We start from the raw sequence: 22,605 nt of genomic DNA, 5'->3' as shown, positions 1-22,605 counted from the left end.
GCCCCGGATGGCGCGGGTGGCCTTCGACCCAACCGCAGCGGGCGCCCTTGCCGGGCTCCGCTCAAGCCTTCGAGTGATTAGATGTCGCGCGACGTGAAGAAGGTTGTGCTCGCTTATTCCGGCGGGCTCGACACCTCGGTGATCCTGAAGTGGCTCCAGACCACCTACCGGTGCGAGGTGGTGACCTTCACCGCCGACCTCGGCCAGGGCGAGGAACTGGAGCCGGCGCGCAAGAAGGCGGAACTGCTGGGCATCAAGCCCGAGAACATCTTCATCGAGGACGTGCGCGAGGAATTCGTGCGCGACTATGTCTTCCCGATGTTCCGCGCCAATGCGGTCTATGAGGGCCAGTATCTGCTGGGCACCTCCATCGCCCGCCCGCTGATCGCCAAGAAGCAGATCGAGATCGCCCGCAAGGTCGGCGCCGACGCCGTCTCCCACGGCGCCACCGGCAAGGGCAACGACCAGGTGCGCTTCGAGCTCGGCTATTACGCGCTGGAGCCGGAAATCACCGTCATCGCCCCGTGGCGCGAGTGGGACCTGACCTCCCGCACCAAGCTGCTGGAATTCGCCGAGACCCACCAGATCCCGATCGCCAAGGACAAGCGCGGCGAAGCTCCCTTCTCGGTGGACGCGAACCTCCTGCACTCCTCCTCCGAGGGCAAGGTTCTGGAAGACCCGGCCGAGGACGCGCCGGAATATGTCTACCAGCGCACCATCTCGCCGGAGGCGGCGCCCGACGTGGCCACCGTCATCACCATCGGCTTCGAGAAGGGTGACGCAGTCTCCATCAATGGCGAGGCCCTGAGCCCGGCCACCCTGCTGGCGAAGCTCAACGAGCTCGGCAAGGCCAACGGCATCGGCCGCCTCGACCTCGTGGAGAACCGCTTCGTCGGCATGAAGTCGCGCGGCGTCTACGAGACCCCCGGCGGCACCATCCTGCTCGCCGCCCACCGCGGCATCGAGAGCATCACGCTCGACCGCGGCGCCGCCCACCTCAAGGACGAGCTGATGCCGCGCTATGCGGAGCTCATCTACAACGGCTTCTGGTTCTCCCCCGAGCGCGAGATGCTCCAGGCGGCCATCGACCACTCGCAGGCCTATGTCACCGGCGAAGTGACCGTCAAGCTCTACAAGGGCAATGCCACGGTCATCGGCCGCAAGAGCCCGTACTCGCTCTACAATCAGGAGCTTGTCACGTTCGAGGAAGGCGCCGTCGCCTACGACCATCGCGACGCTGCCGGCTTCATCAAGCTCAATGCCTTGCGCCTGCGGACGACCGCCGCCCGCGCACGCAAGGCTCAATAAAGCTCGGGCCGCTATATCCATCCTTCCAGGGGGAGGTATCCCCGTGAAGAAGGGCGGATGTCATGGCGGTGACCTCCAGCGTCGCTTCGCTGAGGGAGTACCAGTTCACGTTCTGGCTGCCGGAGCCTACGCTCCGGCTGCCGCGTTTTGGCCTGCCCTCCTGGCTCAAGCGAGCGATGTCGCTCGCCATGGACGCCCTCCGTGCCGAAGGGCCGGCCCGCCATTTCGCCGTTGACGACACCAAGGCCTCCGGCTCCGACGCGACCGCAGCGTCGCCGGACGGCACCGCTCCGGAAGATCCCGACGAGGGCGACGGCGGCGATCAGGGCGATTCGAACTATGTTCCGCTCAGCAAGAAGAGCCTGAAGGCGCTCCTGGACGAGGGCTTCAGCCCGCCGCCGCGCCGCAAGTTCGAACCGGAACCCAAGCCCAAGCCGGCGCCCAAGCCCGCCCCGAAATCCGACAAGCCGCTCAGCCAGAAAGAGCTGGATGCGCTGATGGATGGCGGCTTCTCCCCGCCCCCGCGCAAGAAGCCGGAGCCCAAGGCCGAGGAAGCCCCCGCACCGAAGTCCGACAAGCCCCTCTCTCAGAAGGAGCTGGACGCTCTGATGGACGACGGCTTCTCGCCGCCGCCGCGCAAGAAGCCAGAGCCCAAGGCCGAGGAAGCCCCCGCACCGAAGTCCGACAAGCCCCTCTCCCAAAAGGAGCTGGATGCGCTGATGGACGACGGCTTCTCCCCGCCGCCGCGCAAGAAGCCCGAGCCCAAGGCCGAAGACCCCGCGCCTGCCCCGAAGTCCGATAAGCCCCTCTCCCAAAAGGAGCTGGATGCGCTGATGGATGGCGGCTTCTCGCCGCCCCCGCGTAAGAAGCCAGAACCCAAGGCCGAAGAGCCCGCGCCTGCCCCGAAGTCCGATAAGCCCCTCTCCCAGAAGGAGTTGGATGCGCTGATGGATGGCGGCTTCTCGCCGCCGCCGCGCAAGAAGCCCGAGCCTAAGGCCGAGGAAGCCCCGGCACCGAAGTCCGACAAGCCGCTCAGCCAGAAAGAGCTCGATGCGCTGATGGATGGCGGCTTCTCCCCGCCCCCGCGCAAGAAGGTCGAGGAACCCGCGCCCGCCCCGAAGTCCGATAAGCCGCTCAGCCAGAAGGAGCTGGACGCGCTGATGGACGACGGCTTCTCACCGCCACCGCGCAAGAAGAAGGCGGAGGACGAGGCCCCGGCACCGAAGTCCGACAAGCCCCTCAGCCAGAAAGAGCTGGACGCGCTGATGGACGACGGCTTCTCGCCGCCGCCACGCAAGAAGAAGGCGGAGGACGAAGCTCCCGCCCCGAAGTCCGACAAGCCGCTCAGCCAGAAGGAGCTGGATGCGCTGATGGACGACGGCTTCTCGCCGCCGCCACGCAAGAAGAAGACGGAGGACGAAGCTCCCGCCCCGAAGTCCGACAAGCCGCTCAGCCAGAAGGAGCTGGATGCGCTGATGGACGACGGCTTCTCGCCGCCGCCGCGCAAGAAGAAGGTCGAAGACGAAGCGCCCGCCCCGAAGTCCGATAAGCCCCTCTCCCAGAAGGAGCTGGATGCGCTGATGGACGACGGCTTCTCGCCGCCGCCGCGCAAGAAGGCCGAGCCGAAGCCGGAGGACGCCGCGGGACGTGCGGGCAAGCCGCTCAGCCAGAAGGAACTGGACGCGCTTCTCAACGGTGACTTCACCGGTGGCCCCGAGCCGGTCGTCGAAGAGGAAGAGCCGGAGGCCGATGTCGCCCCCGCCGAGGCGACGCCCCCGGAGGAGAGCAAGCGCGCCGCAGCTGATCCGGCGGACGACGCCGATGACGATGCGCCGGCCTTTCCACCCATGCCGGACATGCTGGAGCCGCCCGCCCCGGCACCGGAACCCGTCAAGGCCAAGCCCAAGCGCAAATGGCTGCGGCTGCCGAAGTTTGGCCTGCCCAAGCTGAAACTGCCGTCCTTCCGCAAGTCGAAGGCGAAAGCCAAGGCCGCTCCGCCTCCCATGCCCGCCCCGTCCGCGAAGACGGACGAGGCGGCACCGACGGCCAAGGGGAAATTCGGCCTCAAGTTCAAGAAGCCGTCGGTCAAGACGCTGGCGATCGTCGGCGGCAGCGTCGTCGTGGTCGGTGGCGGGCTCGCCGGCGGCGCCTTTATGATGCGCGAGACCATTTCCTCGCAGGCCTGCAGCACCGCCGGTGTGATGTGCAAACCCGACCCGATGGTGTTCAAGAACATCCGGAGCGCGGAACTGCTCGCCGAGCATGTGCAGGACAGCATGCGAATCACGCTGAACGGCGAGCTGGTGGCGATCGCGGAGGGTTCGCTGCGCAGCCGCTGGGTCGCGATCAAACCCTTGCTGAAGGAGGGGGAGAATACCCTTCTGGTGCAGATCGACAGCCGCAAGGGGCCGGTGTGCACGGGCACGCTGACGCTGCGCATCAACGGCCAGGAAATTCCCGAGCAGTCGTACCAGTGGGCCTTCCGGCTCAAGGACGGCAAGCCGGGCAACTGCCTCACGCAGATGTACAAGATCGAACTGAAGTAGCGCCCGCACAGGTCCGAGGCAGGCGCCGCTCCCCGAGAACCCGGCAGCGGGCGCGTCAGGCGCGCTTGCGGAAGACCTCGGCCTCGATCTCGTCGCCTGCAGCGCCGACGATGCCGGCGGGGTCCGTGGAGATCTCGAGATCCGGCTCGCTGATGCGGGCCGCCACGCGGGACGGCTCCGCCGGTCGCAGCAAGACAAAGGCGACGAGCGCAGCCGCCGCGAGACCCGGCACCACGATCACCAGCGCGTCGCCGGGCACCGCGAAGGCACTCGCCAGCATGGTGCCCAGCAGTCCGCCGCCGATCTGCATGAAGCCCATCATGGCGGAAGCCGCACCGGCCATCCTCGGGAAATTGGCGAGCGCGCCCGTGGTGCCGCCGGGCAGCAGCACGGCGATGCCGAAGGCCCAGACCGCCACCGGCAGCATGGTGGCCACCGCCGAGAGGGGCCACAGGCGGGTCGCGAAGGCCATGCCGACCGCCGCCGCCAGCACGATAGCGAGGCCGAAGGGCACCAGTGCCTCCGCCTTGAAGCGCCTGAGCAGCCGGCCGGTGACCAGCGAGCCCGTCATGAACGAGCCGGTTTGGCAGATCATGGCGATGCCGAAGCCGATGGGCGAGAGGCCCACCCGCTCGATGAGCACGAAGGGCAGGATGGCAGCGAGCGTATAGATGCCGCCGAGCGTGAAACCGATCACCAGGCTCGGCTGGAGAAAGCGCCGGTCCGACAGCAGCGTCCCATAATTGCGGGCAACCGTGGCCGGATGGGCGTTGGCCCGCAGCGGGGCCGCATTGGTCTCCGGTACAAGGACCGCCAGCAGCAGCACGAGCACGAGGCCATAGATCACCATCACGAGAAAGATGGCCGACCAGCCCACGGTCGAGAGGATGAGGCCGCCGAGCGTCGGGGCGATGGCGGGCCCGATCGCCAGCATGGTGGCGATCAGGTTCATGATGCGGGCGGACGGCTGGCCGGTGAACTGGTCGCGCACGATGGCACGGGAGACGGCGGGGCCCGCAGCCACGCCGATCCCCTGAAGGCCGCGGCCGATGATCAGCGCGGTGATGTCCGGCGCGAAGGCCGCCACCACGCTGCCCGCCAGATAGATGGCGAAGAAGCCGAGCGCCGTGGGCCGCCGCCCGAAGGCATCGGAGAGCGGCCCGCAGGCGAGCTGGGAAAAGGCGAAGCCGAAGAAATAGACGGAGAGCGTGAGCTTCAACAGGGCCGGCGTGGTGTGAAAGGCCTCCACCAGCGCCGGCATGGCCGGTGTGTAGAGCGACATGCTGATCGGCCCCAGCACGACGATCATCGCACCGATGACCGCCGTGCGGCTTTCACTCATCACTGGCTTCATGCGTCGTCCGCATCTCTCCCCGCCACCAGGTTCACGCGCATCCGGTCGAGGGCGGTCCTGAAATTGGCGATCTGGTCTTCCGAGAGGCCGTTGAGGATTTCCTCCCGCGCGGCGAGCGCGATGGAGGTGATGCGCGCGATCAGCGGCGCGGCGGCCGGCGTCAGCAGAACGCGTTTCGCCCGGCGGTCGGTGGGATCGGGCTCGCGCTTCACGAGGCTCTGCGCCTCGAGACGATCGAGAGAAGCCACCAGCGTCATGGGCTCGACGCTCATCTTCTCGGCAAGAGCCGTCTGGCGCAGGCCCGGATGCTGATTGATGTAGATCAGCGTGCGGGCCTCACCGGAGGTGATGCCGAGGCCGCCCTGCTCGAACGCACGGTCCGTGCGCGCCCGGTAGAGCCGCGACACCTCGAAGAAAAGAAATCCCAACGGAGTCTCAGACATATCTCCCCCACAATACGATAAGTTAAACTTACTTTCTAGCCTCTCGTTCTCGCCCGGCCGCGTGTTGACCTTTCCAAGCGTAAATCGGAAAAATCTGCTGCACGCAGAGCGTCCCCTGTTTCCACCGACCCGCAACGCACAAAGAACCTAGAGCAGTCATTCGAGGTTATAATACCTCTAAGTTGTAATTCGAGGCGGAGAAAGGACCAAAACGGTGCGAGAAGCCCTGCGGCACAGGCTCCATAAGCTCCAGGACAGCACCAGTATCGCCCAGCAGCTCGGCGTGGTGCTGAGCGTGGTGTGCATCCTGGGCCTGATCGTCGTGTCCATCTTCTCCGCCCGCCTGAGCGGGTGGGCGATCGCCGAACGCATCCAGCAGAACATGTCCCTCACCGCCGCGACCATCGCGGACCGGCTGGACGTGGACATGTTCGAGCGCTACCGCGAGGTGCGGAATCTGGCGCAGTTGCGGGCCCTGGACATCGCCTGGGAGGGCGATGCCGCCCTGCTGCGCGCGGCGCTGAACCAGGCCCAGTCCGGCATGCGCCATTTCGCCTGGATCGGCTTTGCCCGCCCCGACGGCCAGGTGGTGGCGGCGACGCAAGGCATGCTGGAGGGCACGTCCGTCTTCTCCCGCCCATGGTTCCGGGATGGTTTGAAAGGCCCCACGGTCGGCGATCTGCACGAGGCCGTGCTGCTGGCGAAGCTCCTCCCCAATCTCGGCGCGACCGGCGATCCGGAGCGCTTCGTCGATATCGCCTTTCCGGTTCACTCGCGGGACGGTCGCCTGCTCGGCGTGCTGGGCGCGCATCTTTATTTCCGCTGGGTCGAGGGCCTGCGCGACACGGTTCTCAAGGCCCAGCCGGGCGTGAATATCGTGGTGATGTCCTCCGAAGGCATCGTCCTGCTCGGCCCCGAACGTGGCGATACGCCCTTTACGAAGGATCGAATCGCGCGGATGTCCGTGACCCGCACCGGTGCCTTCGTCCAGAAGAGCCCGGCAGGCGACCTCCTGACGGGTTATGCGATCTCCGACGGCGAGCAGGACTTCCCGGGCTTCGGCTGGATCGTGGTCGCCCAGCAGCCGGCAGAGGATGCCTTCGCCTCAGCCTATCACGTCGCATTCCGCATCATCGGCTACGGCGCCATCGCGCTGCTGGTGTGCGTCGGCCTCACGCTGTGGTTCGCCCGGCGGCTGGGCCGCCCGCTGCGCCAGCTCGCCCTCGCCGCGGAGGAAATCGGCCGCGACCCCAAGATCACGATGCTGCCGCGCCTGCGCGGCAATGCGGACGTGATGCACCTCTCCTACGCCCTGCGCTCGCTCCTGCGGCGCCTGACCTCGGCCGAGACGCGCTATGAGATGTTCAGCCGCAAGCACGAGCAGGATGTGGCGGCACTGAAGGAACTGGCGGATACCGATCCGCTGACCGGCCTGCTCAACCGGCGCTCCTTCCTCGCCATGGCGGATGTGGCGCTGGATAGTGCCCATGCCACGGGCCAGCTCGGCATCCTCATGGCTGACATCGACCACTTCAAGCAGGTGAACGACACCTACGGGCATGCCGCCGGCGACGCCGTGCTGAAGCATGTGGCGGACACCTTCGTCAGAACCCTGCGCGCACACGACCATCTCGCCCGCTTCGGTGGCGAGGAATTCGTGGCCCTGCTTCAGGATACCGACATCGCCGGCATGCAGGCCCTGGCGGAGCGGGTGCGCGAGGCGGTGGCGGCGACAAAGGTGGTCTTCGAGGATCAGGCCATCGCCGTCACCATCTCCATCGGCGCTGCACTGGCGCACGATCAGGACCGCGACATGCACAAGGTGATCGAGCGCGCGGACCTTGCCCTCTACGAGGCCAAGAATTCCGGCCGCAATCGCATCGTCATCTCACCCGAGCCGAGCCTGCAGGGCTGAACGCCCGCAGGCTGCGATCGCTCAGGCCGCGCCGTTCAGGAATGGGTTGGAACGGCGCTCGTCACCGATGCTCGTCACCGGCCCGTGGCCCGGCAGGCACACCACCGCATCACCGAGCGGCAGGAGCTTCGAGACGATGCCGGAAATGAGCAGTTCGGGATCGCCATAGGGGAAATCCGTGCGTCCGACGGAGCCGCGGAACAGCGTGTCGCCGACGATGGCGACATTGGTGCCCTTGTGGACGAAGACCACATGGCCGGGCGTGTGGCCGGGCACGTCCAGCACCTCCAGCGTCACCTCGCCGATGGTGACGGTGTCGCCTTCTTTCAGATACCGGGTCGGCGTGACGTTCCGCGCGCCCTCCATGCCGAAGCGGGCGGCGGAGTCCACCAGGCCGTCCATCAGGAACTGGTCCTTCTCGTTCGGCCCCTCGATCGGCACGCCCAGAGTCTCGGAGAGTTCCGCCGCGCCCGCCGCATGGTCCACATGGCCGTGGGTGAGCAGGATCTTCTCCACCGTGATGCCGGTTTCCTTGAGCGCCGCCTCGATGCGGGGCAGGTCGCCGCCGGGATCGATGACCGCGCCCTTCTTGGTGGCGGTACACCACAGGATGGAGCAGTTCTGGTCGAAGGGCGTGACAGGCACCACGGCGATCTGGATGGGCTGCATGGAGCATCCGGAACTGGAGGAAGGCCGCGCGGCGGCCGGAACAGGCGCCTTTCAGAGCATGAAAGGGCCGGGATGAAAACCGCTAATCACCGCGCGGCGGCATCCACGGGGGTCGTCGGCGAGAAACCGATGCGCCCGTTCACACCATCATAGAGCACGCGGTAATGCCGGAAGACGAGGCCACCGGAATTGAACCCGGGAACGCTGCCGTGGGGCGGCTCGTAGCGATAGCGGTTGAGCCAGGGCCGGCGGCCGGCGGTGACCGTGAGCTGCATCACCCCCTCCACCGAGGTCGTGACCGTGCGGCCCGGCGGCACGCGCTTGTTGAGGCGCGAGCGCGGCAGGCCCGGCGTCTCGAAGCTGCCGAGACCGGCGCCGGTGTCGAACACGGTCGCATAGCAGCCGGCCGGACCGTCATCCACGCGGAAGCAGGTGGGGATGCTCTTGGTGTTCCAAGCCTTCAGGCCGTCCGGCTGCTGGTTGCCCTGCGCCGGCTGGAAGGCGGCGAAGGCATAACCGGCGGAATTCTCCGGCGTGAGCCCCACTTCCAGATGCGGCACGAGGTTCGGGTCCGCCTTGTCGTTGGCATGGACGATGAAGCCGGTGGAGAGGTTCCCCGGAAGCTGGGCCAGCGGGTTGAAGGCGGCGACGCCGCTGTAGGCCACGCCCATCACGCCGACTTCCGTCGGCTTCCATTTGGGGCAGTTCGGCTTTTCCGGCTTGCAGGTGATGGACTGCACCACCTGGATGGCAATGGGCCTGGCGGTGGCGACCGCGGGCGAGGCTCCGGGAAAGGCCACCACCGCGTAGCCAAGCACGCCGTGCAGAACGTTGCCGCTGGAATAGGAATATTCGACCGGAATGTCGGTGAGCTTCACATCCGGCCCCAGCGCCTCCTGGCGGATGCGCAGGCCCGTGGAGCCGGTATCGAGCAGAACCGTGCCGCCGGCCCCTCCGCTGGCCGTGACCGCGATGAAATTGGAGAAGCCGCTGCGGTCGGGCCGCTTGAGCAGGGGAATGGTCGCGGTGCGGGGGGCCTCCGCCGTCTGGGCCATGACGGGGGACGGTCCAACAGCCAGACAGCCCGCGAACACCATCGCGATCGCGACCCTGCCTGATGCGGGACGTCGGGCGGTGGCGACCGGACGTCCCCGATCTCCGCCAAGGTGAAGCGTCGTCATGGAAAAGCCCCCGCTTGTACCGCGAGAGCTTTCACACCGGCCGAGCCCGGGCGCAAGGGCATTCCCCCGCCTGTCGCGCCCGGCAGCCGTCAGGCGGCGAGGGACGCCGCATCCTCGCTGGCACGGGCCAGTTCGACGAGACGGGTGACCATGGCGGACGCCGGATCCGCGAGTTGGTCGAGCACCGTGAAGTGGTTGGCGCCGGGCACTTCGACGCTGTCCGCCACCGCGCCCTGCTCGCCCCAGGCCACCGCGAAATCGCGGCTCTGGCGGCGGAACTCCGCGCTCTCCTCGGCACCGACAAAGGCGGAGAAGGTGCGGCCGGCCGGCACCTCCCAATGGATCGGCGAAAGCCGCCGCGCCTCGGCCTCGCTGAGGCGCAGGGCCTCGTTGAGGCGCGTGGACACCAGCGGCTCCAGATCATAGACGCCGGAGATGCCGAGGCCGGAGGTCACCATGTCGTCGGCGCCGCGCACGTCGATGTCGTGCCAGCGGGTCGCGGTGAGCGCGGCAGCCAGATGACCGCCCGCTGAGTGGCCGCTTACGACGATGCGCCGCTTGATGCGGTGGTGCAGGCAGATGGCCGCGCCGCGCGCCTGCGCGACGATGTTGCCGACCGGGACGTGGGGGGCAAGGTCATAGCCGGCGAGCGCGACGGCGACGCCATGGGCCAGGCAGCCCTCCGCGACGAAGGTGACTTCGCGCGGGTGCTGGCGCTGCCAGTAGCCGCCATGAAAGAACAGGACGACCGGCGCCTGCCGGGTGGCGTCGGGCCACAGGATGTCAAGGAACTGGCGGGGCGAAGGCCCGTGGGGGATGCCAAGATCGGCCGCGGCGACATCGCCGCGCAGATGGGCCGAGCGGGAAATCCAGCCGGCAACAATCTCCGGGAATTCCGGCACGCGGGCACGGTTGTCGTATTCGGATTCGTAATCCATTGCTTACCCCCTTTCTTTGAGCTTGCGGCCGAGGGCCGAGGGCCACGCGCCGGACGGCGGCGGCCGGTCTTGTCGAGGATGCGAGCTGCTGGCCGCATCCGGGCTCAAGCCGCGCGGGCCGGCTCCGGTTCCCGGACGCCCCTGCGCGGGTGGGTTCACTCCGCCATCGTAACGCTGGCGGAGACGCGGTTACTCATGTTCACCGTGGGCGTTGCGAATACGCCTGACGACGTACCATACGGCGATCACCGAGATCGGTACAGCAATTGCTGTGATCGTGCCGGGATTGACATGGTGCCCGAAAATCACGACCCCGCTGGCGTGCAGGCCTTCGGCGAGCAGGTGCACGAGGCTCGCCACATAATAAGAGATCGCCGCGACGGAGAGACCTTCCACCGTGCGTTGCAACCGCAGTTGCAGGCGGGTGCGCTCGTTCATCGAGGTGAGCAGGTCGCGATTCTGCTGCTCCAGTTCCACGTCCACGCGGGTGCGCAGGAGATCGGCGCTGCGGGCGAGCTTGGCGGCGATGTTGCCCTGCCGCTCCTCCACCGATTGGCAGGTACGCATGGCCGGCGCCATCCGCCGGTCAAGGAACTGCTGCCAGGTGGGGAAGCCCTGCACCGCCTCCTCCCGGATGGTGGCGAGGCGCAGCCGCACGATCTCCGCATAGGCCCGGCTGGCGCCGAAGCGGAACAGCGACGGGGCGGTGTCCGCCTCCAGCTCGGCAGCCAGCGCGACCAGTTCGTCGAGCAGACGGTTGTTGGCGGAAAGGCCGACCGAGCGGGTCATCTCGGCGGTGGCCTGCGCGAGCCGCGCCTCGATCTTGGAGATGAGCGGTGCCAGCTTCTGCGCCTCCGGCAGGCCGAGCAGCGCCAGCGTGCGATAGGTCTCGATCTCCAGCACCCGCTGCACCAGGGCGCCGGCCGCCTCGGCGCCGAGGCCGCGGTCGCGCACGAGGATGCGCACGAAGCCCGCCGGGTCCGGCTTGAAATCGGTGGCGATCTCGGCGGCACCGTCATTCACGTCCGAGCGGGCAAGGCTCCCGCGATCGAACACGCCATCGAGCTGCACATCCTCCATGGTGTCGGTGACGAGGTGCAGGTCCACCGCCACAAGCAGAGGCCCCGGCTGCGGCAACTGGGTGAGCGGGCTCGCCAGAGCGGCAGCGGCCGGGTGAAACGGCAATTGGTTGGGCGTTGCCTCAACGGCCGGCAGATCCCACGTATAAGTGGAGAACTCCGCATGGGCCTCCCAGCGCAGTGTGGCCCCGCCGAACGAAACGCGGTGATGCTTGGCGCCCGGCAGCGGGCCGGGGACGCCCCGGCTGGCGCACAGCTCGGTCACCAGCGCCCGCTCGGTCTGCGCATCGGCCGGCGAGGTGAGGAAAGCCACGTGCAGGAAGCGGCGGGGTGTTTCGACCGGAAAGAACGGGCGCGCGTGCAGTTCGCCCATCACGGCAGCCCGCATGGCGTGGGCCGAGAGGGTGCGCCCCTCGCCGATGACGAGATCCGCCGCACCGCCAGCGGGCTCGCCCGCCTTGGTCGCGGCCAGCCCTGCACCCTGCTGCTGGTCCACCATCATCCGTCCTCGTCGCCTCTGCCTCCTCGGTTGCTGACATGAAGCGTCTGTCAGCACAAGCTACGCCCCGGCACGCGACCCTTTGCCGCCCCGCTTACGCCAGAGGGTCACGGGCCTACTTGCGGAAACCAAGGAAACTGATATCGTTTCTATAGTTTCCTCATCAGGCCCACTGGTGCCTCGTCAACGGGGGAGGATGGAATGTCTCAAGCCACCACGGGGCCGGTGCTGATTGCCGGCGCCGGCCCCACCGGCCTGTCGCTGGCCATCGTCCTGCGGCAATTCGGGATCGACGTACGCCTCATCGACAAGGCCCCGCAGGCGGCCACGGTCTCCAAGGCCCTGGCAGTGTGGAGCGCGAGCCTGGAGGCGCTCGGCGCCATGGGGGCCGTGGAGGCCTTCATGGCCGAGGGCGCCCATCTCAATTCGCTGATCGTGGGCGAGGGCCACAAGCCACTCGCCACGCTGGCGGTGGGCGAGGGCATCGACAGCCCCTACCCTTTCCCCTTGCTGCTGCCGCAGTCGCGCACCGAGGCCATCCTCACGCAGCGGCTCGCGGCGCTGGGCGCCGAGATCGAGCGCACGGTCGAACTCTCCGGCTTCACGCAGGATACCGGCGGCGTCACCGCCACCCTGACCCATGCGGACGGCCGGCGGGAGGAGATGCGGGTGGCCTATCTCGTGGGCTGCGACGGCGCCCGCAGCAGCGTGCGCCAGGGCCTCGACATCGCCTTCGAGGGCTATACGGAGCCACAGACCTTCCTGCTGGGCGACGTGAAGATCGACGGCGGCGCGCTCGATCACCGCAGCATCTACATCTGGTGGCAGAACGGCGCCACCGCTGCCCTCTTTCCCTTCGAGACAGACACCTGGCGCATCTTCGGCGCCCGCACCGACGCAACCAACGACGCCCCTCCGACGCTGGAGGAGCTTCAGGCCTATATGGACCGCCATGGCCCGCCCGGCTGCCGCCTGCGCGACGCCACCTGGCTCTCCGCCTTCCGCACCAACGAGCGCCTCGCCGCCCGCTATCGCAACGGCCGCGTCTTCCTTGCCGGCGACGCGGCACACATCCATTCGCCCGCCGGCGGACAGGGCATGAACACGGGCGTGCAGGACGCCTTCAATCTCGGCTGGAAACTCGCTTATGCGCTGCTGGGCCGGGGGGATGCGGAACTGCTACTCGACAGCTATGAGGCCGAGCGCCGCCCCGTCGCCCGCGACGTGGTGAAGGGCGCCGCCCAGAAGTTGCACGTCGCCTTCGCCGGCAGCCGCATCACCCAGTTCGTCCGCGATGTGGCGGTGACAGTGATCGGCAATCTCTCCACCGCGCAGAAGAAGCTCCAGACCGAATTGTCGGAGACCGCCATCACCTATCACGAGGGGCCTCTGGTAGCCCTCGGCGCGCCACCCCGCAGTCCGCAGCGCACGGAGGTCGGCACCCGCGCGCTGGAGGCGCTGTTCGCCGATCCCCGCAGTGGCGTCACCACCGCGCTCTGGCCGCTGATCGGCGGCACCGCGCACACCTTGCTGCTCTTTCCCGACGCGCAGACGCCCCTCACGGTGGAAGCCGCGACGGTGGGATGCGGCGAGGCCTTGCGCATCCTCAGCATCCCACCCTCCAGCGATCCGCAAGGACTGGTGCGCGAGCGCTACCGCATCCGCAAGGCCGGCTGGGTGCTGATCCGGCCCGATCAGGTGGTGGCGGCGCGGGGGGACGCGGGCAACCTGACGGGCCTCGCCAACTACCTCGATCGTGTGGTACGGCCGGCGCAGATGGCGCTGTCGGCCTGACATGCCGCGATGATCCGGCCGGCGCGCCCGTGTTGCGTTCCGGCCGGACCCTTGGCCCCTCCGGCCCGGCCGGAGAAGGAGGCCCCCGCATCTTGTCCGAGCCCTTGCCGCCCCTCGATCTGGAAGACGGGCCTGCGGGTCGCATCCTGACGGCGGCGCGCGAGATGCTGCTGCGCGAGGCCTACAGCGGCTTCACCATGGACCGGCTCGCCTTCGCGCTCGGCATGAGCAAGAAGACCATCTACCAGCACTTCTCCTCCAAGCAGGCCATCGTCGGCGCCATCCTCGCGGCCACGGGCACAACGGTCCGCCGCAGGGTCATGGAGGCGCTCGCCGCGCCGGTCGCCTATCCGGAGAAACTGGAGACGGTCTTCCGCATCATCTCCAGCTATTTCGCCACCATGTCCCCCGCCTTCGTGGAGGACGTGGCGCGCCACGCGCCGGAGATCCACGCCCGGATCAATGCCATCAAGGAGGAGAATATCCCCATCGTATTCGGGCAGCTGCTTGGTATGGGAATGGAGGCGGGCATGATCCGGCCGGACATCGATCCGCAGTTCGTCACCCAATACTGGCTCCAGATCGTGAAGGCCATTCACGAGCCCGATCTGCTCACCCGCAGCGGCACCACCGCCAGGGACGCCTTTGAGCAGGCGCTGGATCTCTTCTTCCGCGGCCTCCTCACCCCCAAGGGCCGCACCGGCACCCGCTGGGCGGACGCGCCGGAGGCGTAAGGGCCTGCGGCCACGACCGTGACGGACCGGGGCGAGGCGCCCCGGAAGATCGGCTGCTCCCCATAAGTATTCACGCACTTATTATTCGACACTGCAAATCCGCGCCGTGCGAAGGCACACCGAAAGGGGCCGCAGGGACATCACGCCCCGCGTGCCGGGAACGCAGATGGGCGGCCTCGACCGCGCCACTGAGCCTCCGCCAGACGCCGGGACGAGGCTCATCCGGTATGATCATCAGGCATCACATGCAACATCCGCTGATGCCGTTCCAAATTCGCACGAGATGCCGCATGCCCAATCACACAACGGCAAAGCTCAAGCCTATATTTCAGATGTGATTTCCGCATCTTCCGGCGAAGGGATATTTTATCCGGCCGAAGCACTGCAAAAAAACAAACAGCGCACCTGACCGGGCGGGACAAATTTTCTCTTCTCCGGAGCGTGAAAATGGGAATAATGAAATAATGAATCATATCACTCACAAAATGTGACGCGATTTAAGTTGCCATTCAGATTGCTTGCACACTCAAAAGCATGCCGAATTTTGCCAATCATGACAACAAGATCGCCCGAACGTCGCAGGATATGGAAGGCGGTACCCCCATGCGCTTAGCCCTCGGGGATCCGAACCTTCTGTCCGTCTCAAAGTCTGACATGTTGGACGAGGCCCGGTTGCCGACAGGCAACCCCAACCGCGGTATTGCATCCAGCCTGCCGCGGCTCATTTTTCTGCACGTTCCGAAGACCGCAGGCACGACAATCGATCGCATCTTTCGGAATTATTACGATCCGGACAAGATCTGCCCGGAACGCCTGGACGGAATCCGCTTTTGGTCTGGAGAGCAAATTCGCCAGTATCAATTCTTTTCCATGCATGACAGCTATCAGAACCTTCAGCACGTCGCGCCGCCGTGGCAGATGCTGACTGTTCTGCGTGAGCCGATCGATCGGCTTCTGTCGCATTACCTCTATTGGCGCTCATATCGCGACGAAGTCATCAACCGCAACAATATCCACCTGCTCCGGCTCGCCAAGCTTTACAGCCTCGGGGATTTCCTGAAACTTCCTGTACCGGCGCTTTTGCCCGAGATCGACAATCTCACCACCCGGCTTCTGAGCGGAAAATATTTCAACGCGCAAGGCATGCCGTGGCGGGATGACCAGGAGATGCTGGAAGCGGCGCTCGCCAATCTGGAGCGGATCGATTTCTGCGGCATTTACGAATATCTGCCCGAAAGCGTGGACCTGGCCTGCCGGACCTTCGATCTGGCGCCGCCGCGGGAGGTGATGTGGACCAACATCACGCGCGAGAATTACGCCGCAGACCCGCAGAATTTCGAAGCGCTGGATGCGCTGGAGATCGACGAGGAAACGGAACAGCTGTTGGCGCTGCGCACCCGGCTCGACACCGTCGTCTATGACACCGCACGCGCGCGTTTTCTGTCCCAGATCGGCGAGCGCCCCCGTGCCTTCGACCGCTTTCATCATACGGTCGGCCGCCGGATTGAGCATTACGCACGGACGAGCATCCACGGCGATGTGGGCGAGCCGGGTTATCTCCTGTTCGGCCCCTACACGCGCCTGCGGAAGGGCGCCTATCGTGCGACCTTCCATTTGGGATTTGGCCAGCCGGAGTCACTGCCGGCCGAGGATACGCCGATCGCCGAGGTGGACATCATCTCCGGCGGCGGCGCGCACCTCCACGCGACGCGCACACTGACCGCGGGCGATCTCAAGCCCGGGGACTACAATCCCGTGGAACTGCCGTTCCACCTGGGGCTCACCGCCACCGATCTCGAATTCCGGGTACGACATACCGGCGCTGTTGCGCTCGCGGTCGAGAACCGCGTGCTGCTGGACGAGGTGCGTTAGCGCGGCCCTTTATCCTGAAGTTGGGGCGCATCGAAGAGGGCCCCACGGTCGAACGTCGTGGTGAAGGTCGAGACGCCCGAGACGGGATCGGGCTCCCGCACGAGCCGGTAGCGGGCGAGACGCCGAAAGCGCCCCGCTCAGGTCATCAGGCCCCGGGCGGTCACCGGCCACAGGCACTCCACCCGGCCCTTGCGCACGCCCACATACCAGTCGTAGCGGTCCACCGTCGGGTCGCAATGGGCGGGCACGAGGCGCAGCTTCTCGCCCAGCACCGGCAGCGGGCCGTCCTTGGCCTCGATCACGCCGTGCTCGTCGGAGGCTCCCACATAGGCCAGGTCCGGGCGCCCGGCCACGAGCGGATAGCCGCTGTCCACCGGGGCGGCCTTGTGGCCCACGTCCACCACGGCGCGGCCCGTGCCCTTCGGCGCGCTCATCACCTGCGCGAGGATGAAGAGCGACTGGCGGAAGGGTGGCGGCTCGACGTTGCGGGCATAGTCCGCATCCATGAAGGCATAGGAGCCCGCCTGGATCTCGTTCCACAGGCCGCTCGCCGCCTCATGGGCGAATGTGCCGGTGCCGCCGCCCCCGATGATCGGGCAGTCGAGCCCGCGTGTCTTCAGCGCGTCCAGCGTCTGCTCCACGCAGCCGGCGGCGAAGGCGATGGCCTGCCGCCGCTCCTCCGGCTGGCGCTTGTGCTGGGCACTGCCGTAATAGGCCTGGAGGCCGCCGAACGTGAGGTGCTTCGAGCCGGCAATGCGCGCGGCGAGCTCCGCCGCCGGCGCACCGGGCTCAAGGCCGCAGCGCTTGGCGCCCACCTCGATCTCCACCAGCACGGACAGGCGGATGCCCGCCGCCTCGGCCGCCGCCTCGATCGGCGGGATCGCGGCCGGATCATCGGCGCAGAGCTGCACGCGGGCGATGGAGGACAAGGCCGCGAGGCGCTTCAGCTTGCGCGGCTCCACCACCTCGTTGCTGACCAGAATGTCGTTGATACCGGCCTGCGCGAGCGCCTCCGCCTCGCCCACCTTCTGCACGCACTGGCCCACCGCCCCACGCTGCATCTGCAAACGGGCGATGACCGCGCTCTTGTGCGTCTTGGCGTGCGCACGCAGCTTCGCACCCGTAGGCTTCAGCAGAGCCGCCATGGTGTCGAGATTGGCCTCGAAGGCATCGAGATCAAGGATGAGAGCCGGGGTATCGACCTCGTCCTCGCGCATGCCGGGTTCGGCGGGGGGAAGCTGAAGCATCGGTTGGTCCTCTTGGGGCGGTTCAGGCGAGGCCGCCATTGGCGCGGACGATCTGGCCGTTCACCCAGCCGCCGTCCGGACCGGCGAGGAAGGCGATGACGGCGGCGATCTCCTCGGGCGTCGCGATGCGCTCCAGCGGGGGCGCCTTGGCGAGGCGCTCCACCAGTTCCTCCGACTTGCCCTCGAAGAAGAGTTCCGTGCCCGTCGGGCCCGGTGCCACGGCATTCACGCAGATGTTGCGGCCGCGCAGCTCATTGGCGAGCGTGCGGGTGAACAGATCCACAGCGGCCTTGGAGGCCGAATAGAGGCCGTAGTTCGGGAAGGCGGTGGCGACCACCGTGGTGGAGAGCGAAATGATGCGCCCGCCATCGGGCACCCGGTTCGCCGCCGCCCGCAGCACGTTGAACGCGCCAGTGACGTTGGTGGCGAGGATGGCGGCAAGATCGGCGTCGCTGGCCTTGGCCATGGACACCATCTTCAGCACGCCGGCGCTGTTCACGACCACGTTCACGGGCCCGAAGGCGGATTCCGCATCGCCGAACATCCGGTCCACATCGGCGGCCTTGGCAATGTCCGCCTGAAGGGCGATGGCCTGCCCGCCGGCAGCGGTGATCTCTGCCACCACTTCCTGCGCCTTGATGGCCTGTCCGGCATAGCCCACGGAGACGGCAAAGCCGTCACGGGCGAGACGCAGGGCCGTGGCGCGGCCGATGCCGCGGGAGGCGCCGGTAACGAGAGCGTGGCGGGGCATGGCACTTCTCCGGAAGGAACCGAGACAGAGGCCGCCCAGACGAAGCCCGCGCGGCGGATGGGAATGTGATTCCCGCAGACTGCATCAAGCTGCGCAGAAAATCTGCCCGTTATCTCGTTGAAAAAGGCCGGCTTCTCCGGGCCCATCGAGCGCCTTGCGCTGCGAGGGGCCCGGATCGGCTCTGTCGGATCAGGCCGCCAGCGGCAGGGCGCGGGCGTCGATCTTGGCGAGGCGGGCCAGCAGGTAATCCACCTCGGCGCGCGCCGTGGCGGAGAGCGTGCCGCCGGGCTTGCGCTGGGCGTCGGAGGAGATGAAGCCGCGCTTCATCAGCACATACTTGCGGGTGGCAAGGCCCACGCCCTGCTGCTGCTCGTAGCGCAGGAGCGGCAGGTGGGCGTCGAACAGATCGTGCGCCTCGTCGCGCTTGCCCGCCTTCTGGAGCTTCACCACGTCGGAGAGCATCTCGGGGAAGGCATAGCCGGTCATGGCGCCGTCGGCCCCGCGTTCCATCTCGAAATCGAGGAACATGCCGCCGTTGCCAGTGAGGATGGAGATCGGGCGCATGGTGCCTTCCTTCTGGAAGCCACGCAGGGTCGAGATCTTTTCGAGGCCCGGCCAGTCCTCATGCTTCAGCATCACGCAGGAGGGGTGCTCCTCGACGATGGCACGGATGACCTTGGGCGTCATCTGCACCGAGAGGGTGAGCGGATAGTCCTGGATGACGAAAGGGATGTCGGTGCCGATGGCCTCGATGGCCTGACGGTAATAGGTGATGATCTGGTCGTCGGTGCGCAGGCTCGGCACGGGGGCGATCATCACGCCGGCGGCACCCTTGTCCATGGCGTTGCGGGCGAGCCAGCGCATGGCGGCAAAGCCCGGCGCCGAGACGCCGACAATCACCGGCAGGCCGGCCATGCCCTTTGCGAAGCGGGCGGCGATGTTGAGGCTCTCGTCCGGCTCCAGCTTCGGCGCCTCGCCCATGATGCCGAGCACCGTCACGCCGGTGGCGCCGGCCGCGATATAGCGCTCCATCAGCGTGTCGAGGGAGGCTTCATCAATGCGGCCGTCCGCATGGAACGGGGTGGGCGCGATCGGGAAGAGGCCGCTGGCATCGGCGGTGAGGCGCATGGGAAAACTCCGTCTGGAAGCGCGGGAGAGGGTGGTTTACACACGGTATACCACCCGAGTGAACCATATCGGTCTGCGGATCAAGCCTTCTCTCGCAGCGCTCGCTCGCAAACCCGTTCGAGGAAGCGATAGAGCCTTGGATGGTCGGCGTGGGTCACATTGAAGCGCATGAAGGGGGTGGCCTTCTGGTCGGCGCGAAACAGGGCGCCCGGTGCGAGCATGATGCCTTCTTCCATGGCCTGATGGGCCACCGCCTCCATGTCCGGTGCGCCGGGCAAGGCGGCCCATACGAACATGCCGCCGTTCGGCCGATGAAAGATGGAGAGGCCTGCATTCTCAAGGCCGGCGCACACCGTCTTCTGCGCCACCGCAAGCTTGTCGCGCAGGCGTGCCAGATGCAGCCGGTGGTGGCCGTCCACCAGGATGGAATGCACCACCTGCTCGCTGATTTCCGAACTGGTGAGGCCGCCGGCGAGCTTCAGATAGAGCATCCGTTCCACGAGATCCCGCCCCACCACCAGATAGCCGACGCGGAGACTCGGCGAGATGGTCTTGGAGAAGGAGCCGGCATAGAGCACCCGGCGGAACTGGTCGAGGCTGGCGATGCTGGGCATCTGGTCCGGGGCCATGCCGGCGAAGATGTCGTCCTCCACGATGTGGAAGTCGAAGTCCTCCGCCACTCGCAGCACGCGGTAGATGACCGCCGGCGGGCAACCGGTGCCGGTGGGATTGTGCAGGATGGTGTTGGTAAAGAAGACGCGGGGGCGATAGCGTTCCGCCAGAGCCTCCAGCGCCTCCACGTCCGGCCCCTGCGGCGTGCGGGGAATGCCGATGATCCGCACGCCAAGCGCCCGTAGCGTCGGGAAGAGGTTGCAATAGCCGGGATCGTCCACGAAGGCGGTGTCGCCCGCCTGGAGCAGCCCGCGCGCGGCGATGTCGAGGGCCTGCGAGGCGCCATGGGTGAGGATGATGTTGTCCGGCTCGCAGTCGATGGCCCGCTGGGCGAGCAGCATCTGGATGGCCCGCCGCAGCGGCTCATAGCCATGGGGATTGCCGTAGCGCGAGACGGCCGAAGCCGGCTTCTTGGCGAGCGCGGACAGGGAATGGCGCAGCCCGTCGGTGAAGAGATGGCTTTCCGGGAGCCATCCCGAGCCCACCTTCAGCAGGTTGGGGTCGTCCTCATAGACGCGCTGGAGCAGCCAGAGGGCATCGATGGGGACCGAATTCTGCGCCTGCCGCCGCTGCGGCTCCCGCGCCGCCTTCCGCATGGCGACGTAATAACCGCTGGCCCGGCGCGCCTCCAGATAGCCCTCCGCCACGAGCCGGTTATAGGCATTGGAGACGGTGAGCGTGCTGACGCTGCATTCGGCGGCCAGTTGCCGCACCGAAGGCAGGCGCGCTCCGGGGGCCAACACGCCCTCGGCGATCTGCTCCGCCACCGCCGCCACGATCTGCGAGACGAGCGGCACCTTGCCACCGGCATCGAGCGTGATCGAAAGCATGTCGGGAGCCTCCCGCTCCGGCGCGGCGTGAGCGCCTATGTACAGTTCAGCCTGATGCTTATCGCGGCCACCGCCGCCCAAGGCGCAGGCAGGCTGACAAACGGTTCACGGACAAAGGCCAGACGACGCTGGCCGCCCCTTCACTGTATCGGTCAGGCGACCATAACAGCTTCAGCAGGCGGTCGCGCATCTGTATATATACAAAAGCGCCGCGGGGTCTATTGTGCTCAGGCCAATTTCGCTGCGGCGGACGCGCGACCTTTCAGGAGAGAACAATGGATCAGGTGACCGACACCGGCGCGCTCGCGCGTCAGCTCAATGTGGATCCCTACTGGGCGCCGTTTACCTCCAACCGCCGCTTCAAGGCCGACCCGTCCGACCGCACGATGATCTCGGCGGAAGGCTGCTACTTCACCAATGCCAATGGCGTGAAGCTGTTCGACGGCTCCTCGGGCCTGTGGTGCACGCCGCTCGGCCATTCCCACCCGCGCATCGTCGAAGCGGTGACCAAGCAGGTCCGCTCGCTCGACTACGCCCCGTCCTTCCAGGTGGCGAGCGCCACCACCATCCAGCTCGCCGAGCGCGTGGCCGAGATGGCGCCCGAGGGCCTCAACCGCGTGTTCTTTGCCAATTCCGGCTCGGAAGCGGTGGATACGGCGCTGAAGATCGCCATGGGTTATCACCGGCTTACGGGGAACGCCACGCGCACCCGCTTCATCGGCCGTGAAAAGGGCTATCACGGCGTCGGCTTCGGCGGCATGTCGGTGGGCGGCATCGTCGCCAACCGCAAGATGTTTGCCCCCGGCATGGTGAACGGCGTCGATCACCTGCCCCACACCTATGACCAGTCGAAGATGGCCTTCTCCAAGGGTCAGCCGGCCTGGGGCGCGCATCTCGCCGACGAACTGGAGCGCATCGTTGCGCTGCACGACGCCTCCACCATCGCCGCCGTGATCGTGGAGCCCATGCAGGGCTCGGCCGGCGTCATCGTGCCGCCAATCGGCTATCTCGAGCGCCTGCGCGAAATCTGCACCAAGCACGGCATCCTGCTGATCTTCGACGAAGTGATCACCGGCTTCGGCCGCACCGGCTGGGCGTTTGCCGCCCAGCGCCTCGGCGTCGTCCCGGACATGATCACCTTCGCCAAGGCGATCACCAACGGCATCATCCCCATGGGCGGCGTGATCGCCCGCCAGGAGATCTACGAGGCCTTCATGAGCGGCCCGCCGGCTGCCATCGAGTTCTGCCACGGCTACACCTATTCGGGTCACCCGATGGCCGCCGCCGCCGCCCACGCCACCCTCGACGTGTATGAGGAAGAGGATCTGTTCGGCCGCGTGCGGGCGCTGGAGCCCCTCATGGAAGCCGAGTTCCACAGCCTCAAGGGCGAGCCCAACGTGGTGGACGTGCGCAACTTCGGCCTCACCGCCGCGGTCGAGCTCTCGCCCTCCGCTGCCGGCCCGAGCATGCGGGCGCTCAGCATCTTCGAGGCCGGTCTCAAGCAGGGCCTCTACATGCGCTACACCGGCGAGAGCCTCGCGTTCTCGCCGCCCTTCATCTCCACCGAGCAGCAGATCAAGGACATGGTGGCGATCCTGCGCAAGCTCATCCGCGACGCGGCCTGAGCCCTTTCGGACCCTTCACC

Annotated in this window: 18 protein-coding genes; 8 read left to right on the top strand and 10 right to left on the bottom strand. The window is 67.1% G+C overall.

What is annotated here, in order from left to right; all coding sequences use genetic code 11:
- Window positions 1-81 precede the first annotated feature (81 nt).
- A complete protein-coding gene (locus tag AZC_RS03805; RefSeq protein ID WP_012169276.1) occupies window positions 82-1,308 on the top strand; it encodes an argininosuccinate synthase in 1,227 nt (408 codons plus the stop codon).
- Window positions 1,309-1,370: 62 nt separating this feature from the next.
- On the top strand, window positions 1,371-3,854 hold the full coding sequence (locus tag AZC_RS03800) for a hypothetical protein (RefSeq protein WP_012169275.1): 2,484 nt from the start codon (window positions 1,371-1,373) through the stop codon (window positions 3,852-3,854).
- A 55-nt stretch (window positions 3,855-3,909) separates the two neighbouring features.
- Here AZC_RS03800 and AZC_RS03795 read toward each other — a convergent pair whose 3' ends face one another.
- The gene (locus tag AZC_RS03795; protein WP_244421788.1) at window positions 3,910-5,196 is read right to left on the bottom strand and encodes a multidrug effflux MFS transporter; all 1,287 of its coding nucleotides are present in this window, start codon (window positions 5,194-5,196) and stop codon (window positions 3,910-3,912) included.
- 8 nt (window positions 5,197-5,204) lie between these two features.
- Window positions 5,205-5,636, bottom strand: coding sequence for a MarR family winged helix-turn-helix transcriptional regulator (locus AZC_RS03790; RefSeq protein ID WP_244421787.1), 432 nt, complete (start codon window positions 5,634-5,636; stop codon window positions 5,205-5,207).
- A gap of 229 nt (window positions 5,637-5,865) precedes the next feature.
- Between AZC_RS03790 and AZC_RS03785 the strand changes: the two genes are divergently transcribed.
- Window positions 5,866-7,566, top strand: a complete 1,701-nt coding sequence (locus AZC_RS03785; protein ID WP_012169272.1) for a sensor domain-containing diguanylate cyclase — start codon at window positions 5,866-5,868, stop codon at window positions 7,564-7,566.
- Window positions 7,567-7,587: 21 nt separating this feature from the next.
- Here the strand turns inward: AZC_RS03785 and AZC_RS03780 are convergent, their stop codons facing one another.
- The 4 genes from AZC_RS03780 to AZC_RS03765 all read right to left on the bottom strand — a co-directional run bounded on the left by AZC_RS03780 (window position 7,588) and on the right by AZC_RS03765 (window position 11,821).
- Window positions 7,588-8,235, bottom strand: a complete 648-nt coding sequence (locus AZC_RS03780; protein WP_012169271.1) for an MBL fold metallo-hydrolase — start codon at window positions 8,233-8,235, stop codon at window positions 7,588-7,590.
- Window positions 8,236-8,321: 86 nt separating this feature from the next.
- On the bottom strand, window positions 8,322-9,290 hold the full coding sequence (locus AZC_RS03775) for a hypothetical protein (protein ID WP_043878855.1): 969 nt from the start codon (window positions 9,288-9,290) through the stop codon (window positions 8,322-8,324).
- Between the two features lie 215 nt (window positions 9,291-9,505).
- On the bottom strand, window positions 9,506-10,354 hold the full coding sequence (locus AZC_RS03770; RefSeq protein WP_012169269.1) for an alpha/beta hydrolase: 849 nt from the start codon (window positions 10,352-10,354) through the stop codon (window positions 9,506-9,508).
- Window positions 10,355-10,543: 189 nt separating this feature from the next.
- Window positions 10,544-11,821, bottom strand: coding sequence for a DUF3422 family protein (locus AZC_RS03765; protein WP_043879989.1), 1,278 nt, complete (start codon window positions 11,819-11,821; stop codon window positions 10,544-10,546).
- Window positions 11,822-12,133: 312 nt separating this feature from the next.
- Here AZC_RS03765 and AZC_RS03760 point away from each other — a divergent pair, with 312 nt between their 5' ends.
- The 4 genes from AZC_RS03760 (at window position 12,134) to AZC_RS03750 (ending at window position 16,332) form a co-directional block, all read left to right on the top strand.
- Complete coding sequence (locus tag AZC_RS03760; RefSeq protein ID WP_012169267.1) at window positions 12,134-13,726, top strand: FAD-dependent monooxygenase; 1,593 nt, start codon at window positions 12,134-12,136, stop codon at window positions 13,724-13,726.
- A 92-nt stretch (window positions 13,727-13,818) separates the two neighbouring features.
- The gene (locus AZC_RS24245; RefSeq protein WP_052285849.1) at window positions 13,819-14,460 is read left to right on the top strand and encodes a TetR/AcrR family transcriptional regulator; all 642 of its coding nucleotides are present in this window, start codon (window positions 13,819-13,821) and stop codon (window positions 14,458-14,460) included.
- Between the two features lie 166 nt (window positions 14,461-14,626).
- Window positions 14,627-14,869, top strand: coding sequence for a hypothetical protein (locus AZC_RS25370; RefSeq protein WP_148209790.1), 243 nt, complete (start codon window positions 14,627-14,629; stop codon window positions 14,867-14,869).
- A 245-nt stretch (window positions 14,870-15,114) separates the two neighbouring features.
- On the top strand, window positions 15,115-16,332 hold the full coding sequence (locus tag AZC_RS03750; protein WP_043878854.1) for a sulfotransferase family 2 domain-containing protein: 1,218 nt from the start codon (window positions 15,115-15,117) through the stop codon (window positions 16,330-16,332).
- A gap of 137 nt (window positions 16,333-16,469) precedes the next feature.
- On the opposite strand, the gene AZC_RS03745 is transcribed toward AZC_RS03750, so the two are convergent.
- The 4 genes from AZC_RS03745 to AZC_RS03730 all read right to left on the bottom strand — a co-directional run bounded on the left by AZC_RS03745 (window position 16,470) and on the right by AZC_RS03730 (window position 20,960).
- Window positions 16,470-17,579, bottom strand: coding sequence for a DSD1 family PLP-dependent enzyme (locus tag AZC_RS03745; RefSeq protein ID WP_012169264.1), 1,110 nt, complete (start codon window positions 17,577-17,579; stop codon window positions 16,470-16,472).
- Between the two features lie 22 nt (window positions 17,580-17,601).
- Window positions 17,602-18,330: an SDR family oxidoreductase gene (locus tag AZC_RS03740; RefSeq protein WP_012169263.1), complete on the bottom strand. Its 729-nt coding sequence runs from the start codon at window positions 18,328-18,330 to the stop codon at window positions 17,602-17,604.
- A 189-nt stretch (window positions 18,331-18,519) separates the two neighbouring features.
- On the bottom strand, window positions 18,520-19,458 hold the full coding sequence (locus AZC_RS03735) for a dihydrodipicolinate synthase family protein (protein ID WP_012169262.1): 939 nt from the start codon (window positions 19,456-19,458) through the stop codon (window positions 18,520-18,522).
- An 80-nt stretch (window positions 19,459-19,538) separates the two neighbouring features.
- Window positions 19,539-20,960, bottom strand: a complete 1,422-nt coding sequence (locus AZC_RS03730; protein ID WP_043878853.1) for a PLP-dependent aminotransferase family protein — start codon at window positions 20,958-20,960, stop codon at window positions 19,539-19,541.
- Between the two features lie 275 nt (window positions 20,961-21,235).
- On the opposite strand from AZC_RS03730, the gene AZC_RS03725 reads away from it, so the two are divergent.
- A complete protein-coding gene (locus tag AZC_RS03725) occupies window positions 21,236-22,585 on the top strand; it encodes an aspartate aminotransferase family protein (RefSeq protein WP_043878852.1) in 1,350 nt (449 codons plus the stop codon).
- Window positions 22,586-22,605: the final 20 nt, after the last annotated feature.

This window comes from Azorhizobium caulinodans ORS 571 (assembly GCF_000010525.1).
In the GTDB taxonomy this organism is placed as follows: Bacteria; Pseudomonadota; Alphaproteobacteria; order Rhizobiales; family Xanthobacteraceae; genus Azorhizobium; species Azorhizobium caulinodans.
The sequence above is the reverse complement of the archived record's forward strand: the minus strand, read 5'-3'. Positions and strand labels throughout refer to the sequence as shown.

What these genes read in the sequence shown, in the direction of transcription:
- AZC_RS03805 (WP_012169276.1), top strand. Translation starts at nt 82, where the DNA reads ATGTCGCGCGACGTGAAGAAGGTTGTGCTCGCTTATTCCGGCGGGCTC.
- AZC_RS03800 (WP_012169275.1), top strand. Translation starts at nt 1,371, where the DNA reads ATGGCGGTGACCTCCAGCGTCGCTTCGCTGAGGGAGTACCAGTTCACG.
- AZC_RS03795 (WP_244421788.1), bottom strand. Translation starts at nt 5,196, where the DNA reads ATGAGTGAAAGCCGCACGGCGGTCATCGGTGCGATGATCGTCGTGCTG.
- AZC_RS03780 (WP_012169271.1), bottom strand. Translation starts at nt 8,235, where the DNA reads ATGCAGCCCATCCAGATCGCCGTGGTGCCTGTCACGCCCTTCGACCAG.
- AZC_RS03775 (WP_043878855.1), bottom strand. Translation starts at nt 9,290, where the DNA reads ATGGCCCAGACGGCGGAGGCCCCCCGCACCGCGACCATTCCCCTGCTC.
- AZC_RS03770 (WP_012169269.1), bottom strand. Translation starts at nt 10,354, where the DNA reads ATGGATTACGAATCCGAATACGACAACCGTGCCCGCGTGCCGGAATTC.
- AZC_RS03765 (WP_043879989.1), bottom strand. Translation starts at nt 11,821, where the DNA reads ATGCGGGCTGCCGTGATGGGCGAACTGCACGCGCGCCCGTTCTTTCCG.
- AZC_RS03760 (WP_012169267.1), top strand. Translation starts at nt 12,134, where the DNA reads ATGTCTCAAGCCACCACGGGGCCGGTGCTGATTGCCGGCGCCGGCCCC.
- AZC_RS25370 (WP_148209790.1), top strand. Translation starts at nt 14,627, where the DNA reads ATGGGCGGCCTCGACCGCGCCACTGAGCCTCCGCCAGACGCCGGGACG.
- AZC_RS03750 (WP_043878854.1), top strand. Translation starts at nt 15,115, where the DNA reads ATGTTGGACGAGGCCCGGTTGCCGACAGGCAACCCCAACCGCGGTATT.
- AZC_RS03745 (WP_012169264.1), bottom strand. Translation starts at nt 17,579, where the DNA reads ATGCTTCAGCTTCCCCCCGCCGAACCCGGCATGCGCGAGGACGAGGTC.
- AZC_RS03740 (WP_012169263.1), bottom strand. Translation starts at nt 18,330, where the DNA reads ATGCCCCGCCACGCTCTCGTTACCGGCGCCTCCCGCGGCATCGGCCGC.
- AZC_RS03735 (WP_012169262.1), bottom strand. Translation starts at nt 19,458, where the DNA reads ATGCGCCTCACCGCCGATGCCAGCGGCCTCTTCCCGATCGCGCCCACC.
- AZC_RS03730 (WP_043878853.1), bottom strand. Translation starts at nt 20,960, where the DNA reads ATGCTTTCGATCACGCTCGATGCCGGTGGCAAGGTGCCGCTCGTCTCG.
- AZC_RS03725 (WP_043878852.1), top strand. Translation starts at nt 21,236, where the DNA reads ATGGATCAGGTGACCGACACCGGCGCGCTCGCGCGTCAGCTCAATGTG.